This window comes from Sphingomonas daechungensis (genome assembly GCF_039543105.1).
Lineage (GTDB): Bacteria > Pseudomonadota > Alphaproteobacteria > Sphingomonadales > Sphingomonadaceae > Sphingomicrobium > Sphingomicrobium daechungense.
On record NZ_BAABJC010000001.1, the window covers coordinates 2,250,915 to 2,266,523 of the forward strand.

General features: G+C 63.5%; 21 protein-coding genes. 15 read left to right on the forward strand and 6 right to left on the reverse strand.

What is annotated here, in order from left to right:
• Nucleotides 1-45: 45 nt before the first annotated feature.
• Nucleotides 46-867, forward strand: coding sequence for an arginyltransferase (locus ABD928_RS11750; RefSeq protein ID WP_187715059.1), 822 nt, complete (start codon nucleotides 46-48; stop codon nucleotides 865-867).
• Nucleotides 868-905: 38 nt separating this feature from the next.
• Here the strand turns inward: ABD928_RS11750 and ABD928_RS11755 are convergent, their stop codons facing one another.
• Both ABD928_RS11755 and ctrA read right to left on the reverse strand, forming a co-directional pair.
• On the reverse strand, nucleotides 906-1,832 hold the full coding sequence (locus ABD928_RS11755) for a formylglycine-generating enzyme family protein (RefSeq protein ID WP_345170203.1): 927 nt from the start codon (nucleotides 1,830-1,832) through the stop codon (nucleotides 906-908).
• Between the two features lie 180 nt (nucleotides 1,833-2,012).
• Entirely contained in the window at nucleotides 2,013-2,726 is a 714-nt protein-coding gene (ctrA, locus tag ABD928_RS11760; RefSeq protein WP_187707988.1) for a response regulator transcription factor CtrA, read from the reverse strand.
• Nucleotides 2,727-2,970: 244 nt separating this feature from the next.
• On the opposite strand from ctrA, the gene ABD928_RS11765 reads away from it, so the two are divergent.
• From ABD928_RS11765 to ABD928_RS11775, 3 genes are read left to right on the forward strand one after another with little or no spacing between them, the layout of a single operon-like run.
• Complete coding sequence (locus ABD928_RS11765; protein ID WP_345168992.1) at nucleotides 2,971-3,618, forward strand: RluA family pseudouridine synthase; 648 nt, start codon at nucleotides 2,971-2,973, stop codon at nucleotides 3,616-3,618.
• On the forward strand, nucleotides 3,608-4,018 hold the full coding sequence (arfB, locus tag ABD928_RS11770; RefSeq protein ID WP_223276624.1) for an alternative ribosome rescue aminoacyl-tRNA hydrolase ArfB: 411 nt from the start codon (nucleotides 3,608-3,610) through the stop codon (nucleotides 4,016-4,018). Before ABD928_RS11765 ends, arfB begins: the two co-directional genes overlap by 11 nt.
• Nucleotides 4,018-4,497, forward strand: a complete 480-nt coding sequence (locus tag ABD928_RS11775) for a GAF domain-containing protein (protein WP_187715058.1) — start codon at nucleotides 4,018-4,020, stop codon at nucleotides 4,495-4,497. Before arfB ends, ABD928_RS11775 begins: the two co-directional genes overlap by 1 nt.
• Here ABD928_RS11775 and ABD928_RS15435 read toward each other — a convergent pair.
• On the reverse strand, nucleotides 4,494-4,865 hold the full coding sequence (locus ABD928_RS15435; protein WP_187715057.1) for a GFA family protein: 372 nt from the start codon (nucleotides 4,863-4,865) through the stop codon (nucleotides 4,494-4,496). The two genes, ABD928_RS11775 and ABD928_RS15435, sit on opposite strands and share 4 nt — an antisense overlap.
• Before the next feature lies 1 nt (nucleotide 4,866).
• The gene (locus tag ABD928_RS11785; protein ID WP_345168999.1) at nucleotides 4,867-5,340 is read right to left on the reverse strand and encodes a universal stress protein; all 474 of its coding nucleotides are present in this window, start codon (nucleotides 5,338-5,340) and stop codon (nucleotides 4,867-4,869) included.
• A gap of 125 nt (nucleotides 5,341-5,465) precedes the next feature.
• Here ABD928_RS11785 and ABD928_RS11790 point away from each other — a divergent pair, with 125 nt between their 5' ends.
• The 8 genes from ABD928_RS11790 to ABD928_RS11825 all read left to right on the forward strand — a co-directional run bounded on the left by ABD928_RS11790 (nucleotide 5,466) and on the right by ABD928_RS11825 (nucleotide 12,329).
• Entirely contained in the window at nucleotides 5,466-6,797 is a 1,332-nt protein-coding gene (locus ABD928_RS11790) for a pyruvate dehydrogenase complex dihydrolipoamide acetyltransferase (protein ID WP_187715056.1), read from the forward strand.
• A 1-nt stretch (nucleotide 6,798) separates the two neighbouring features.
• Nucleotides 6,799-7,011, forward strand: a complete 213-nt coding sequence (locus ABD928_RS11795; RefSeq protein ID WP_187715055.1) for a hypothetical protein — start codon at nucleotides 6,799-6,801, stop codon at nucleotides 7,009-7,011.
• 45 nt (nucleotides 7,012-7,056) lie between these two features.
• A complete protein-coding gene (locus ABD928_RS11800; RefSeq protein WP_187715759.1) occupies nucleotides 7,057-7,407 on the forward strand; it encodes an acyl-CoA thioesterase in 351 nt (116 codons plus the stop codon).
• Nucleotides 7,400-8,815, forward strand: a complete 1,416-nt coding sequence (gene lpdA / locus ABD928_RS11805) for a dihydrolipoyl dehydrogenase (RefSeq protein WP_187715054.1) — start codon at nucleotides 7,400-7,402, stop codon at nucleotides 8,813-8,815. The genes ABD928_RS11800 and lpdA overlap by 8 nt, the downstream gene beginning before the upstream one ends.
• Before the next feature lie 23 nt (nucleotides 8,816-8,838).
• Nucleotides 8,839-10,119, forward strand: coding sequence for a Xaa-Pro dipeptidase (locus ABD928_RS11810; protein WP_345169005.1), 1,281 nt, complete (start codon nucleotides 8,839-8,841; stop codon nucleotides 10,117-10,119).
• A 49-nt stretch (nucleotides 10,120-10,168) separates the two neighbouring features.
• On the forward strand, nucleotides 10,169-10,513 hold the full coding sequence (locus ABD928_RS11815; RefSeq protein WP_187715053.1) for a DUF3140 domain-containing protein: 345 nt from the start codon (nucleotides 10,169-10,171) through the stop codon (nucleotides 10,511-10,513).
• Nucleotides 10,514-10,587: 74 nt separating this feature from the next.
• On the forward strand, nucleotides 10,588-10,992 hold the full coding sequence (locus ABD928_RS11820) for a cupin domain-containing protein (protein ID WP_187715052.1): 405 nt from the start codon (nucleotides 10,588-10,590) through the stop codon (nucleotides 10,990-10,992).
• A gap of 44 nt (nucleotides 10,993-11,036) precedes the next feature.
• Nucleotides 11,037-12,329, forward strand: coding sequence for an amidohydrolase family protein (locus ABD928_RS11825; RefSeq protein WP_187715051.1), 1,293 nt, complete (start codon nucleotides 11,037-11,039; stop codon nucleotides 12,327-12,329).
• A 43-nt stretch (nucleotides 12,330-12,372) separates the two neighbouring features.
• Here the strand turns inward: ABD928_RS11825 and ABD928_RS11830 are convergent, their stop codons facing one another.
• On the reverse strand, nucleotides 12,373-12,603 hold the full coding sequence (locus tag ABD928_RS11830; protein WP_187715050.1) for a hypothetical protein: 231 nt from the start codon (nucleotides 12,601-12,603) through the stop codon (nucleotides 12,373-12,375).
• A gap of 170 nt (nucleotides 12,604-12,773) precedes the next feature.
• Between ABD928_RS11830 and ABD928_RS11835 the strand changes: the two genes are divergently transcribed.
• Together ABD928_RS11835 and ABD928_RS11840 are read left to right on the forward strand one after the other, a co-directional pair.
• Nucleotides 12,774-13,691, forward strand: coding sequence for an aminotransferase class IV (locus ABD928_RS11835; RefSeq protein WP_345169012.1), 918 nt, complete (start codon nucleotides 12,774-12,776; stop codon nucleotides 13,689-13,691).
• Nucleotides 13,688-14,416 carry a sulfotransferase gene (locus tag ABD928_RS11840; protein WP_223276449.1) on the forward strand — a complete coding sequence of 243 codons (729 nt, stop codon included), beginning with the start codon at nucleotides 13,688-13,690 and terminating at the stop codon, nucleotides 14,414-14,416. Before ABD928_RS11835 ends, ABD928_RS11840 begins: the two co-directional genes overlap by 4 nt.
• A gap of 3 nt (nucleotides 14,417-14,419) precedes the next feature.
• Here ABD928_RS11840 and ABD928_RS11845 read toward each other — a convergent pair whose 3' ends face one another.
• Entirely contained in the window at nucleotides 14,420-14,668 is a 249-nt protein-coding gene (locus tag ABD928_RS11845; protein ID WP_187715049.1) for a hypothetical protein, read from the reverse strand.
• A 160-nt stretch (nucleotides 14,669-14,828) separates the two neighbouring features.
• Between ABD928_RS11845 and ABD928_RS11850 the strand changes: the two genes are divergently transcribed.
• A complete protein-coding gene (locus tag ABD928_RS11850) occupies nucleotides 14,829-15,515 on the forward strand; it encodes a hypothetical protein (RefSeq protein ID WP_187715048.1) in 687 nt (228 codons plus the stop codon).
• Nucleotides 15,516-15,609 lie beyond the last annotated feature (94 nt).

A 15,609-nucleotide genomic window follows, 5' to 3' on the forward strand; every position in this document is an offset into this window, starting at 1 on the left:
CAGTCGCATAAATGAGTTCGTAACTTTCTCAGGAGGCGAGTCCGCTTGAGCGCACCGTTCCGCTTTCCGAAGTTCTTCGTGACGAATCCGTCGCCGTGCCCGTATCTCCCGGGCAAGGTTGAGCGGAAGGTTTTCACGGAGCTTTCGGGTCGCCACGCCGGCGAGCTCAACGAAGCGCTCGGCCGGATCGGATTTCGGCGCAGTCAGTCGGTCGCCTACCGTCCAAGCTGCATCGAATGCTCGGCCTGCGTTTCCGTGCGCGTCCTGGCGGCGGAGTTCACGCCCAACGCAACGCAACGCAAGATGATGCGCAAGCATGCGGACCTCGAAGTGACAGCGTGCAAGCCCTGGACGACGCAGGAGCAATACGAGCTGCTGCAGCGCTATCTCGAAATTCGTCATCCGGGCGGCGGCATGGCCGAGATGGACGAGAGCGATTTCGCCGACATGGTCGAGCAGACGCCGGTTCGCACCTACCTCGTCGAATATCGGGAGCCGTCGAAGAACGGGAAGCCGGGCAAGCTGGTCGGCGCCTGCCTGTCGGACCAGCAGGGCGACGGTCTGTCGATGATCTACAGCTTCTTCGACGTCGGCCCCGGATCGCGCAAAGGCCTTGGCACCTACATCATCCTCGATCACATCATCCGGGCATCAAGGGCGGGGCTGCCATACGTCTACCTCGGCTATTGGGTCGAGGGCTCTCCGCGAATGGCCTACAAGACCCGTTTCCGCCCGCTCGAGCGGCTTGGCCGCGACGGCTGGCGGCGAATGGACGAGGCGGAGCACGAAGCGGCCGCCAATGCGCTGCCGGAGCAGCTCAGTCTGCCCATTCGCGGTGAACGGAAGCGCCTGCTGATCAACGCCTGAGATTCGGTATCGCCGAAGACTCTCGACGCCAAATCGACCTAACCTTGGCTAGATGACGGCTTTCTGACTACGCACCTGAACCCGAGGTGGCTCATCGAGCTGTCGATCGCTTGTGCGTGCCGAGCTGCAGCACGGTAGCGTCGGCAATAGGAGGGCGCACAAAGGTGTGACCCGCCCTTGACCACTTTCCGGGGAATTCGAATGTCGGGAAGATTGGGATCGTAGCTACCTTCGATGGATGCGCCTCGGGGACTCGCGGGCGAGCAACATGGCTTGACGGCCTCAACCGAATGGCCATTCGAATACCAGTTGGAGGTCCATTCCCAGACGTTTCCGATCATGTCGACCAGCCCGAACCCGTTCGCTGGAAAGCTGCCCACGGGAGATGTCCTCAAGAACCCGTCTTCCAAGCTGTTGCGGTAGGGGAATTCGCCCTGCCACGTATTGGCCATGTGCTTCCCGTTGGGCACGAGTTCATCGCCCCAGACGAATTCGCCGGTCGATCCGCCCTTCGCTGCATACTCCCACTCGGCCTCGGTAGGCAGGTCCTTGCCCACCCAGTCGGCATATGCGTTTACGTCGGCCCAGGCGACATGGACGACCGGATGATCTTCCAATCCGTCCAAACCGCTTTCCGGTCCCGTCGGGTGCCGCCAGTCCGCGCCGAACTCATAGCACCACCATTGGCTCCAGTCGTCGAGCTGGACAGGCCGATCGGTCGGTGTGAACACCAATGACGCGGGTCGGAGCATTTCCGGCTTGGCGCCCGGATAATCATCGGCCAACGGCGCGATTTCGGCTATGGTGACGTAGCCAGTCGCCTTCACAAATTCCGCAAATTGCCGGTTCGTGACGGGATGCTCGTCCATCCAGAAGCCGGCCACCGAAACATCATGTGCAGGTGACTCTTCCCGGTAATGATGGTCCGATCCCATTCTGAACTCGCCGCCGGCCAGCCAGACCATTCCGTCGTGATTGCCTGTGTCGGCCAAGTTCACGCCCCCGATTTTCAACTTCCAAGAAGTGATGCGTGCCGTCGCCAAAAAGCAAGCGTTTCAGTCTGCCATGGACGCTTTGGCGCAAAGAAAAAGGCGGGGCGCCGATCAGGCACCCCGCCAATTCACCCTCCCCGGGATTTTGTTGGGTTACGCTACTGCCGCCGCAGGCGGGTCTACCTCTTCTGAATCGGGATCGCGAAGCACGTAGCCGCGGCCCCAGACCGTTTCGATGTAGTTCGCACCGCCACAAGCCAGCGAAAGTTTCTTGCGCAGCTTGCAGATGAACACGTCGATGATCTTGAGCTCGGGCTCGTCCATGCCGCCGTAGAGGTGGTTCAGGAACATTTCCTTGGTCAGCGTCGTGCCCTTGCGGAGCGAAAGCAGCTCCAGCATCGCATATTCCTTGCCGGTCAGGTGCACCCGGGCGCTGTCGACTTCGACCGTCTTGGCGTCGAGGTTCACAGCGAGCTTGCCGGTGCGGATGACCGATTGCGAATGGCCCTTCGAGCGGCGCACGATCGCATGGATGCGGGCGACCAATTCATCGCGGTGGAACGGCTTGGTGACGTAGTCGTCAGCGCCGAAACCAAGCGCACGGACCTTGCTGTCCATTTCGCCGATGCCCGAGAGGATCAGGACCGGAGTGCCGACCTTCGCGGTGCGAAGCTTCTTCAGCACGTCATAGCCGTGCATGTCCGGCAGGTTCAGGTCGAGAAGGATGATATCGTAGTCGTAGAGCTTGCCGAGATCGAGGCCTTCTTCCCCGAGATCGGTGGTATAAACATTGAAGCCTTCCGTACCCAGCATGAGCTCAATGCTCTTTGCGGTCGTCGGCTCGTCCTCGATCAGCAGCACACGCATCTTGAAATCCCCCCACCCGACAGGCCCCCTAAAGCGTAGCTAGCGTTACGCTCTCTTAACGGCCTTGAAGCGGTCATTAACCATTCGATGTCTGAAGGCAAAAGGTTAATAATGTGTAACGCGCTGGATTCCCTCGGAATCGTTGCGCAGGAGTCACAGACCCGATTTCCCTTTGTTCGCAGGCGCGACGCCGCAATTGAGCCGATGGATTGCTTCGCCACGGCGTTCCTCGCAATGACGGCAAGTGCTTAACGAACGCATCCTCTTCATCGACGCGGAAGCGATGGTCATCGACAAGCCCGCGGGCCTGCCGGTGGATACGCCGCGCCGGGGCGGCGATAGCGTCGTCGGGCGTCTCAACGAATTGAAGCAAGGCTTCCAGCGGCCGCCGACGCCGATGCATCGGCTGGATCAAGACACGTCCGGCTGCCTGTTGCTCGCGCGATCGCCCAAGGCGAGGTCGCTGCTGCAGAAGGCGTTCGAAACGCGGCAGGTCGAGAAATATTATCTCGCGGTCGTCGACGGCGCGATCGAGCAGGACGACGGCGTGATCGAACTCGCGCTCGGCAAAAAGTCGAGTGAAAAAGCGGGATGGCGAATGGTGCCAGATCCCAAGGGCGACAAGGCCGTGACCAATTGGCGCAAGTTGTCGGAACGCGATGGCAGGACGTTGGTCGAGTTTCGCCCGGTGACCGGACGCACCCATCAGCTGCGTGTGCACGCGCGAGAGGCGTTCGGCCGCGGGATCGTCGGCGATCGCGTCTACGGCGTTCCTGGCGGACCGATGCTGCTGCATGCCTCGCGGCTGGTCGTGCCGCGCGAGAAGAAGGCGACGATCGACGTGAGCGCGCCGCTTCCGGAATATTTCGGGGACTGGGGCAGTGAAGCCTGAGGATGTCATCATCCCCGAGGACGCACTGAGCGAGAGCTTCCTCGCCGCGACGGGACCCGGCGGACAGAACGTCAACAAGGTCGCGACGGCAGTGCAGCTGCGCGTCGACCTCTATCGGCTCGGCCTTCATCCCAACGCCTACGAGCGGCTAAAGCAGATCGCCGGCAGCAAGGTGACCGGCGCCGGCGAACTGCTGATCACCGCCCGCAAGTATCGCACGCAGGATGCCAATCGGCAGGACGCGCGGCGGCGGCTGGCGGAAATGATTGCCGCTGCCCATATCGTCCAGGCGAAGCGCAAGCCGACGCGTCCAAGCCGGGCGGCGAAGGCTGAGCGCGTTGACAGGAAGAAGCAACGCAGCGCGGTCAAGCAGGGCCGCGGAAAGGTTCAGTTCGACTGATGTACGACTTCAAGATCGAAGCGGCGGACAAGGCGACGCTCTACAAGGATCTGCTGAGCGCGGCCGAGGGGCTGACGGCCGGTGAGCCCGATCCGATCGCCAACATGGCCAACGTCGCGGCGCTGATCTGGGAGACGCTTCCCGACATCAATTGGGCGGGCTTCTACCGCAACGTCGACGGCGAGCTGGTGCTCGGACCGTTCCAGGGACGGCCGGCCTGCATCCGCATTCCGTTCGGCACCGGCGTGTGCGGCGCTGCCGCAGCGAGCCACGAGGTTCAGCGCGTCGATGACGTTCACGCCTTCCCAGGCCATATCGCCTGCGACGCAGCTTCGGCGAGCGAGCTGGTCGTTCCGATCGTTCGTGACGGGAAGCTGATTGCAGTCCTGGATATCGACAGCCCGAGCCCGGCAAGGTTCAGCGGAGAGGATGAAGCGGGCTGCGTCGCCTTGGGCGAGCTGCTGGCGAAAGTCCTCTAGACGCGGTCGCGCTCGAATCGCCGTTGGAGCGGGAATGGCGGCATCCATGACTCGCGACGAACCGTCCACAGTTCATAAGTCGGCTTGAATTGATCGATGGCGTCGAGGGCGCCGAGATTCACTTCAACTTCGACGCCGCTCCGGCCGAACACCGACGAGCCGCAACGCGGGCAGAAATGACGCCCGGCATATTCGCGTGTCTCTCCCTCAACCTCCACGGCACCCTGATCGAAGATCGCCGACGCGTGAAACAGGGCTCCATGGTGCTTCCGGCAATCGAAGCAGTGGCAGATGCCAACGCGCTCCGGCTCGCCTACCGCGGTGAAACGGACATCGCCGCAGAGGCAGCCGCCGCTTACCGCATTCATCTCAGCTGAGCTGTTCCAGCCGCTCCTCGCTGAGCGAGCCGGGGATGATCATGATCGGGCAGGGAACCTTGCCGGCATCATTGCCGGTGAAATGCGCCACCAGCGGTCCGGGACTCCCCGCAGGGGCGGCACCGAGCACCAGCGCAGCGACCTCAGTCCGTTCGCCGACATATTCGCGCACGACCTTGGCCGGCTCGCCGCTACGAATGACGATCGAGGGCTTCAGGCCCGACTCGTCCATGATCTCGCCGACCGCGCCGCTGACGATCCCCTCGATGCGCAGCGTCTGCTCTTCCTCCATTGCCGCCTGGACTCCCCCCCACTGGACGAAATCCTGCGGCTCGACGATGGCCAGCACCTCGACGAGGCCGCCGGTCTTGATCGCGCGACGCGCCGCGAACCGGAGCGCAACACGCGCCTCCGCACTGTCGTCGATCACGACGAGGTAGGTTCTTTTCGGGCCGCTCTCCCCCATGTCAGACAAGTGCTGCGTTAATCCGGCGTTCAGCGCAAGCGGCACGTTCGCGAGCGGTCTGGCCCTTGACCCGGACCGCCGCATTGGCTTTGTGCCCAAAGGCTTGCTCAAGCGGAAAGACGCTCATGCCGACCGAACTCAAAATGCCCGCACTTTCACCGACCATGGAGGAGGGCACGCTCGCCAAATGGCTCGTGAAAGAGGGCGATGACGTGAAGTCGGGCGACATTCTCGCCGAGATCGAGACAGACAAGGCGACGATGGAGTTCGAAGCGGTCGACGAGGGCAAGATCGCCAAGATCCTCGTTCCCGAAGGCACGGATGGCGTGAAGGTCGGAGCCCCCATCGCGATTCTCGCGGGCGAGGGCGAGGACGTTTCCGCGGCGGCTCCGAAGGCAGATACCGCTCCGGCGGAAGCGCCGAAGGCCGCCACTCCTGCACCGAAGCCGGACGAAACGCCCAAGAGTGCGCTGCCGGAGGCCAAGGGCGTCACTTCGACCGAGACACCTCCTGCTCCGGCGCAGCCCGCCGCTCGGCCACGTACAGAAGGTGACCGCGTGAAGGCCTCGCCGCTGGCTCGCCGTCTGGCCCAGGCCCAGAACATCGATCTCAATGCGCTGCAGGGCTCGGGTCCGGACGGGCGCATCGTCCGCGCCGACATCGACGCTGCGGTCGGCAAAGCTCCGGCTGCTGCACCGGCAGGTACGCCAGCGGCGGCTCCGGCGCTTGGCGGTCACGCCGTACTCCCAGGCGTCATTGAACAAGCGATCCCGCACGAGGCGATCAAGCTGTCGAACATCCGCAAGACGATCGCTCGCCGCCTCACGGAGTCGAAGCAGCAGATCCCGCACATCTATTTGACGGTCGACATCCAGCTCGACGCGCTGCTCAAGCTTCGCGCCGAGCTCAACGCCGGCCTCGAAAGCCGCGGCGTGAAGCTGTCGGTCAACGATCTGCTGATTAAGGCGCTTGCTCAGTCGCTGATCGAGGTGCCGGAGTGCAACGTCAGCTTCGCCGGCGACCAGCTGTTCAAGTACAGCCGGGCTGACGTTTCCGTAGCAGTCTCCATCCCCGCGGGCCTGATCACTCCGATCATCGTCGGTGCCGACACCAAGAGCGTCTCCGCGATTTCGACGGAGATGAAGGACCTGGCGGGCCGTGCTAAAGAGGGCAAGCTCCAGCCGCAGGAATATCAGGGCGGCACCGCCAGCCTTAGCAATATGGGCATGTACGGCATCAAGCAGTTCGAAGCCGTCATCAACCCGCCGCAGGGCATGATCATGGCGATCGGCGCGGGCGAGAAGCGGCCCTATGTCATCAACGACAGCCTTCAGATCGCCTCGGTGATGTCTGCGACCGGAAGTTTCGACCACCGCGCCATCGACGGCGCCGACGGAGCGAAGCTGATGCAGGCGTTCAAGCGGCTGGTGGAGAATCCTTTAGGCATGTTGGCCTGACATGAAGTGGATGACGGCACTCCTGCTCGGAGCGATCCTGGCGTTCGTGTTGCCATTGTCCCTCGGCGGCCAGGAAGGCGGGTGGCTCCATAGTTGGGCAGGTTGGGGGACGATCCGGCCGATCAAGGGGTCGCCGGGCTTCCTTTTCTCGGTCCCTTTGTTCCTGGGTTCCGCGCTTGCCTTCCGGATGTTCTTCAATTGGCACACGCGCTGAGGGCCGCGCTTGCCTGACCGCGTCCCCGTGATCCGCGCGACTGCAATGCCGACGCACCTCAATCCTTACGGCGGGGTATTCGGCGGTTGGTTGATCAGTCAGATGGCACTCGGCGCGGGAAGCGAAGCGTCGCGCGTTGTGCGCGGCAAGGCGGTGCTGGTCGCGGCGGACGAGCTTCGGTTCAAGGGCGCGCCGAGCGTCGGCGACGAAGTCTCTGTCTACGTGGAGCTGCTTGAAAGCGGGCGGACGTCGCTCACCTATCAGGCGGAAGCGATCTCGCGGGAACGGCACGGCGATGCCGAGACGCGCGTTGCATGGGGGCGCTTCAAGTTCGTCGCGCTCGACGAGAATGACAGACCGCGCGAAGTCGCGGCACAAGAGGGAAGTAATGGCTGAATCCTACGACGTCATCGTGCTCGGCTCCGGCCCGGGCGGTTATGTGGCCGCGATCCGCGCTGCCCAGCTTGGCCTCAAGACCGCGATCGTCGAGCGCGAGAACCTTGGCGGCATCTGCCTCAATTGGGGCTGTATCCCGACCAAGGCGTTGCTTCGGACGGCCGAAATCTTCCACCAGATTCAACATGCGGACGCCTACGGGCTCGAGGCGATCAAGGCCGGCTTCAAGATCGACAAGGTCGTCGCCCGCAGCCGCGCAGTCGCCAAGCAGCTCAATCAGGGCGTCACGCACCTGATGAAGAAGAACAAGATCGCCGTGCACATGGGCGAGGGAAAGATCACCGCGAAGGGCAAGCTCTCGGTGACCGGCTCGGACGGCAAGGCGACCGAGCTGGCGGCTAAGCACATCATCATCGCGACAGGCGCCCGGGCGCGGGACCTGCCGTTCGCTGCGGCCGACGGCAAGCGCATCTGGACCTACCGCCACGCCATGACTCCGGCGGAGATGCCGAGCGAACTGCTGGTCATCGGTTCCGGCGCGATCGGGATCGAGTTCGCGAGCTTCTATGCCGACCTTGGCGCCAAGGTGACGGTGGTCGAAATGCTCGACCGCATCGTTCCGGTCGAGGATGCGGAGGTCAGCGCCTTCCTCGAAAAGTCGGTGACCAAGCAGGGCATGCAGGTGCTGACGTCCGCGGGCGTCGAGAGCCTGAAGTCGGACGCGAAGGGCGTCGTCGCGGTCATCAAGACCAAGGACGGCAAGTCGGCCGCGCATCGGTTCAGCCATGCGATTGTCGCGGTCGGCATCGTTCCGAACACCGAGAACATCGGGCTCGAAGCGCTCGGCGTGAAGACGACCAAGGGACACATCGACACCGACCCGATGTGCCGCACCAACGTGCCGGGCCTTTGGGCAATCGGCGACGTGACCGCGCCGCCCTGGCTTGCGCACAAGGCGAGCCACGAAGGGGTGACGGCGGCTGAAGCGATCGCCAAGGAGCTCGGCAATAAAGATGCGCACCCGCACGCGACCGATGCGAAGAACATTCCGGGCTGCACCTACTGCCGGCCGCAGGTCGCTTCAGTCGGCCTGACCGAGGCGAAGGCGAAGGAAGCCGGCTACGAGGTGAAGGTCGGCAAGTTCCCCTTCATCGGGAACGGCAAGGCGATCGCGCTCGGCGAGGTCGACGGCTTCGTGAAGACGGTGTTCGACGCCAAGACCGGCGAATTGCTCGGCGCGCACATGATCGGCGCCGAGGTCACCGAGCTGATCCAGGGCTACACGATAGGCAAGACCGCTGAGCTCGTGGAAGACGACTTCATTCAAACCGTCTTTCCACACCCGACGCTCAGCGAGATGATGCACGAAAGCGTCCTCGCCGCTTTTGGACGGGTCATTCACATCTAAGCATTAGAAATAGGGGGAATTCGATGAAGCGCCTGTTGCTCGCCGCCGCTGCGGCATTGTCCTTCGCTGTGCCTGCGAGCGGGGCGACGGTGATCACTGCTGACCGTTATCTCGACGTCGAGACGGGGCGTTACGTCGCGAACCCGGCGATCTTCGTCGACGACAGCGGGCACATCACGTCGATTGCGGACGCGCGCACGGTTCGCTGGGGATCGGACGTCAAGCATATCGATCTGGGCAACCGTACCTTGCTGCCCGGCCTGATCGACATGCACACGCATCTTGGGCCCGCCGACATCGCGGGTTATCGCTTCCTCGAATACACCGACAGTTTCTGGCCGATCGTCGCGGCCGCAAGCGCTCGCGACATGCTCGACGTGGGCTTCACAACGATGCGGGTTGTCGGCTCGAGCGATTGGGAGGACGTCGGCCTGAAGCAGGCCATCGAGGCTGGCTATGTCACTGGCCCCAGGATCATCGGCGCGGGCCACGCGCTCGGGGCGACGGGCGGCCATTGCGACGATACCTATCTGCCGCCCAGTCTTCAGAAGAAGGAAAAGGAAGAAGGCATTGGCGATAGCCCTGACGAGCTGAAGTACCAGGTTCGCCGCCAGCGCAAGTTTGGCGCCGAAGTGATCAAGGTCTGCGCGACTGGAGGCGTCTTCTCGCGAGGCGACACGCCGGGGCAGCAGCAGCTGACCGAGGAGGAGCTTCGCGCCATTGCCGACGAGGCGCACATGCAGGGCCTCCGCGTCGCCGCGCATGCGCACGGCGCAAGCGGCATCAACGCAGCGATCCGTGCCGGCATCGACACGATCGAGCATGCCAGCCTGCTCGACGATGAAAGCATCAAGCTCGCCAAGGCGCGCAAGCGGCCGGTCTGGTTCTCGATGGACATCAAGAACACCGACTACACGCAGGCGGAGGGCAAGAAGAACGGCGAGCTCGAGGAAAACATCCGCAAGGACCGGGAGATCGGGCAGATCCAGCGCGACAACTTCCGCAAGGCCAATCAGGCGGGCGTACGCATGCTGTTCGGGTCGGACGCCGGCGTGATGCCGCACAAGATGGTCCCGCAGCAGTTCGCGGTCATGGTCGAGTACGGGATGACCCCGCTGCAGGCGATCCAGGCGGCGACCAGGAATGCGTCGGAAGCGCTCGGCCGCAACGACGTCGGCGAGATCCAGGTCGGACGCTATGGCGATCTCGTTGCCTATGACGGCGATCCGCTTCAGGACGTGCGCGTGCTTGAGCGCCCGGTCGCGGTGGTGAAGGGTGGCGAACTGGTTCCACGCGACCATTAGGCCTTTCGACCATCTTGAGCCGAACGCGCCCCTCATCTGTTGAGGGGCCATGCCAGAGATCGATCGCGACAAAGTCCGCAAGGACTTCAACGAAGCGGTGAACATGACCGCTCCGGAGTTGAAAAAATGGCTCGACACCAAGGAGAGCCGAGCCGTCGGATGGAAAGGCAAGGACGGCAAGGGTTCCGGAGAGAGTGTCGGCCATGCCAGCGGACGGCGCATCATTGACATCCTAAGTAAGGCAAAGGCGGAACTGACAGACGACGACTACGCCCACATGCGCAAGGTCGTCGGATATGTCCGCCGGCATCGGGCGCAGGAACCGGCGAACATTGCGACATCGCGCTGGCGCTACTCGCTCATGAACTGGGGCAACGATCCGTTGAAAAGCTAGGCCGCGCGAACAACATCCGTTGACGCGAGTTGAGCATCTGAAAACGCAATTCGGCGAGCGGAAAGGTTGATGGAATGAAGCGCGGCTTTTGCGACGATATCGAGCGGCTGACGATCGACAATGAGGACTTTCGACGCGTCCTCTACACCGGCGGACATCTGCAGCTCGTCCTGATGACGCTTCAGCCGGGCGAGGAAATCGGCGAGGAAGTCCATTCCGACCGCGACCAGTTCTTCCGCATCGAGGACGGGCAGGGATCGATCGACATCGACGGCCGCGAGAATCCCGTCCAGGGCGACTTCGCGGTCATCGTCCCGGCCGGTGCGCGCCACAACGTCCGCAACACGGGAACCGAGCCGCTGCGTCTCTATACGATCTACGGTCCGCCGGAGCACAAGGACAAGATCGTCCAGGCCACCAAGGCCGATGCGGAAGCCCGGCATTCCCGGGAAGAATGGGACGGCGCTACGACGGATTAGGCAACAGCCGTTGCGCTCGGCGGGAGTTGCCGTAAGCTTCGGGCATGCTCCGCAAACTGCTCATCGCCGCCGCGCTCGCTTCGAGTGCACCCGCTGCGCTTGCCGCGCCGACCTACATCCATGCCGGACGCGTGATCGCCGTCCCTGGACAGACTCCGCTCGGCCCGTCGACGATCATCGTCGACAACGGCCGGATCGTCGAAGTCCGCGACGGTCACGTTGCCGCGCCGGCAGGTGCCACAACGATCGAACTTGGCGACAAGACGGTGCTCCCCGGCCTGATCGATAGCCACGTGCACCTCGTCAGCGACCGTGGCGGGGAGCAGGCGCTTCTTGCCGAAATCCGCGACGACATGCCGCTGCATGCGCTCGAGACGCAGATGAACGGCATGAAGACCCTACGAGCGGGCTTCACCACCGTTCGCAATCTTGGTGACGATTATGGCGACACCCTGGCCTTGCGGGAGGCGGTGAAGCGGGGCTGGGTGCAAGGTCCGCGGATCGTCGACGCGGGCCGGGCGATTTCGACCACCGGTGGGCACATGGACGGGCGCGGTTCGCTCAACGACGATCTCGTCGCGCATTGGATGCCAAACCCGGAGAACCTTTGCGACAGCGTCGAAAGCTGCCGCCGTGTCGTGCGCCGCCAGATCGATCGCGGTGCGGATGTCATCAAGTTTGCAGCCACCGGCGGCGTGAACAGCGGCACCGGCCTTGCGACGCGCATGTTCGACGATGAGGCAAAGGCGCTGGTGCAGACTGCGCATGCGTACGGCCGCAAGGTCGCGGTTCACGCGCACGGTGCCGACGGTATCAAGCTTGCGCTGCGATCCGGCGCGGACTCGATCGAGCATGGCACCGTCATGGACGACGAGATCATCAAGCTCTTCAAGCAGACCGGAGCCTATTACGTGCCAACTTTGTCCACGGTGAATGGCTATATCGAGCGGCTCGCGAAGGACCCGAACGCCTACACCGGCGCGGTCAAGCAGCAGATCGAATGGCGCATCGGCATTACGGGCCAGTCATTGAAAAAGGCCTATCCGGCCGGCGTGAAGATCGCTTTCGGCACGGATGCCGGCGTTTCGAAACACGGCAAGAATGCCGAAGAGTTCGAGCTGATGGTGAAGTTCGGGATGCCGCCAGCCGAGGCGCTCAAGGCGGCCACCGTCAACGCTGCGGACCTGCTCGGTCTGTCGAACGAGATTGGGACGATCGAGGTGGGCAAGGCTGCGGATATCATCGCCGTCGCCGGGGACCCGCTAACCGATGTGCGCGTGCTGAAGACAGTTGCCTTCGTGATGGCGCGCGGCGAGGTGGTGAAGAACGAGGACTAGGGCATGAGGGCGCGGCCCGTAACCGCGCCCACCCTGACAGTCTTTACTGGTTAAGCATCTTGTCGACGTCGACTCGCTGCTTCTTCCATTCGTCCTTGGTGAGGCACTGGGTGCGAGTGACGCGGCTGCCGACGACGTTGTCGTAGGAAATGCAGTATTTCTTTTGATCGACCGCTGTCGTGGCCTCTTTTCCCGACTTCGGCTCGCCCTTGGCAGCGGCCGGAGCGGCGATCAGCGCGACGCTCAGTGCGACGATAATCTGCTTGTTGGTCATGCTCTTGCTCCCTCTAGAACGGCCCATGGATGTCGCGGGAGCGGTGCTAATGCCCGCCGGTTTCGACGGGGCGCGGGTCGGTGTCGATCAAGTCCGCTTGTCGGTCTGCGACGTACATTCGTCGCCTGTCGCGCCTTGCCAAGCTGACGGACGGGCACCAAGCTTCTCCGATGGCGCAGTCGATGCATGACGTCTCGGATCCGCGGAACGCGTCGATCCTCATCAATGTGAACGGCGAACTGAAGCCGCGCGACCAGGCGGTGGTGTCGGTCTTCGATTCCGGTTTCATGCTGGGCGACGGTGTCTGGGAGGGTTTGCGGGTTCACCAAGGGCGGTTCGCCTTCCTCGACCGTCACCTCGACCGGCTGTTCGAGGGCGCGAAGGCGATCGCCATGGACGTCGGCCTGACGCTCGATGAGCTTACCGAGCGACTGTACGAAACGCTCGACGCGAACGGCATGGATGAGGGCGTCCATACACGGCTGATCGTCTCGCGCGGGGTTCGCTCGACGCCCTACCAGGATCCTCGCGTCGTCGTGGGCGGTTCGACGATCGTCATCATCCCCGAATACAAGGAACCGCCCGAAGGCATTCACGAACGCGGGCTCAAGCTGTTCACCGTGCACGTGCGCCGCGGCGACCCGGCGGTCCAGGATCAGAAGCTCAATTCCCTGTCGAAGCTCAATTGCATCACGGCCTGCATCCAGGCCGCGCAGGCAGGCGCCGACGAGGGGCTGATGCTCGATCCGCACGGGTTCGTGGCGACCTGCAATTCCACCCACTTCTTCATCGTCCGCAAGGGCGAGGTTTGGACGTCGAGCGGCAAGTATTGCCTCGGCGGGGTCACGCGCGCCGTCACCCTCGAGGTCGCACGGGAAGCAGGTATCCCGGCGGTCGAGAAGGATTTCTCCCTCACCGACGTCTATGGTGCGGACGAGGCCTTCGTGACCGGCACGTTCGCCGGCATCGTCCCGGTCCGCGAAGTCGACGGACGCCAGCTCGAATGTCGCGGGCCGATGGTCGAGCGGCTGCAAGGCCTCTATCGTGACCGGGTCGAGCAAGACGTCCGGGAGGCTGTTCGTCCGTGACGGTTCGCGTCGCCATGTGGTCGGGGCCAAGGAACCTGTCCACGGCGATGATGCGAAGCTTCGGGAGCCGGGCTGACACATACGTCACCGACGAGCCCTTCTACGGAGCTTACCTCAAGGCGACGGGCGATCCCCAGCCGATGGCGGACGAGGTCATCGCCTCGATGGACTGCGATTGGCGAGACGTCGCGCGGACTATGACGGGTCCGTGCCCGACCGCCGCTCCGATCTGGTACCAGAAGCACATGGCCCATCACATGGTCGGTCCCGTTGCCCACGACGATTTGCCGGGTCTGCGCCATGCGTTCCTGATCCGCGATCCGGAGCGCGTGGTGGCCAGCTATGCGAGCAAGCGTGTGGCCGTGCGGCCGGAGCATCTCGGCGTCGAGCGCCAGGTCGAGTATTTTGAGCGCGAGGCCGATCGGCTCGGGCATGCGCCCCCGGTCGTCGATAGCGCAGACATCCTTCGCGATCCGCCGGCCATGCTCGAGCGACTGTGCCGCGCCCTCGGCATTGCCTGGGATCCCGCCATGCTAAAGTGGGAGCCGGGAATTCGCGAGACAGACGGGATTTGGGCATCGCATTGGTACGATGCGGTTGCGGCAAGCACCGGCTTCGGAGCGCCGGACGAGCATCCCACTCGCCTAGACGGCGAGGCGCAGCGCGTCGCGGATGCCTGCCGTCCTTATTACGAGCAACTCGCGGAGCATCGCATCCGCGCCTGACCGTCACCCGATCGTGCGGACTCCCGATGTAGCCCAGTCGGCATCGACATCGACCTCTCGAGCAGCCCATTCATCGCGCGTCCAGCAGCGGACTTTTTCCAGCCGGCTTCCGGTGATTGCTTCGATATGCATGCAATATCTGGTCTCAGGCGATCCGGCCGGAGCACTGAGACGTTGGGGCTCCTGGATCGTTGCTGACAGCGGCGTCGCGGCGGCGATCAGTCCCAAGCCGATTATCAGTCGATGTGCCATGCATTTTCTCCTTGATGGCAGCCGCCTTGGTTTACTCCTCCAAGCGAGCGGAAGCGAGGCGCTTTCGACCAACCGTCGGAGCCGAATGATAGCCGCGAACGTCAATTAAACTTTCCGTATACCTGCTTTTGATATGCTTTCCGGCACGGAGAGGAGAGCCATGCGGAAGTTCCATTATCGCGCCGGCAAGAATGCCATGGCCGCCTTGTTCATGGGCGCTTTGACCATCTTCTGCGCAATGCTTTGGTGGCGGAGCGGCGGTGTCTTCAGCCTTGCCGGATTTCTCCTCTTTGGTGCTGGCGCGGCCAAGGGTGCGACGGACGCCATGAGCAGCGAACCGGCCTTGGCATTCGGCGACGAAGGCCTCCGCGTCCGCACCGCGACCGGCGTGCAGCAGGCCGGCTGGAAGGACGTCCAGCATATCGGCCTCGAGGTCTTCACCTATCGCTACTGGGGCATCATCCCGATCGCGAAGCACGAAAACCTCGTCATCAAGATCGACGGCGGGCTGTTCGGAGCGAGGCGCCTCCGGCTTTCCGCCAATGCCATCGAGCTGCCCCCTGGCGGAGCGGTTGCCCTTGTCGCCTTGCTCCAGGCGGCGCATGTCGCGGCGGTAGGCGTCACGGGCGTCGCGATGAAGGGCGCCGGTGAGAATGGCTGGGGAGCGGCGCCGGCGCGGCCGACTCCAGAGCAGCAGGCTGGCTTCGATCCTGACGCGGCCCTGGCGCGCTATATGGCGCGGAAGGCGGAGGGCGAGCCGGGACCGATGGCTGAAGTCAGCCCGATTGCTGCACCTGCCGCCTCGACGATGCAGGCGCGGCCGGCTTTTGGGCGAAAGGGCCTTTAGCTACACGGTTGGAGTCCGCGACCCGTTGACCCTGAGCGGCCCCCTCGCTATGTGGCCGCTCGTCCGCGGGGCTGCGACCTCGTTCCCCTGACGG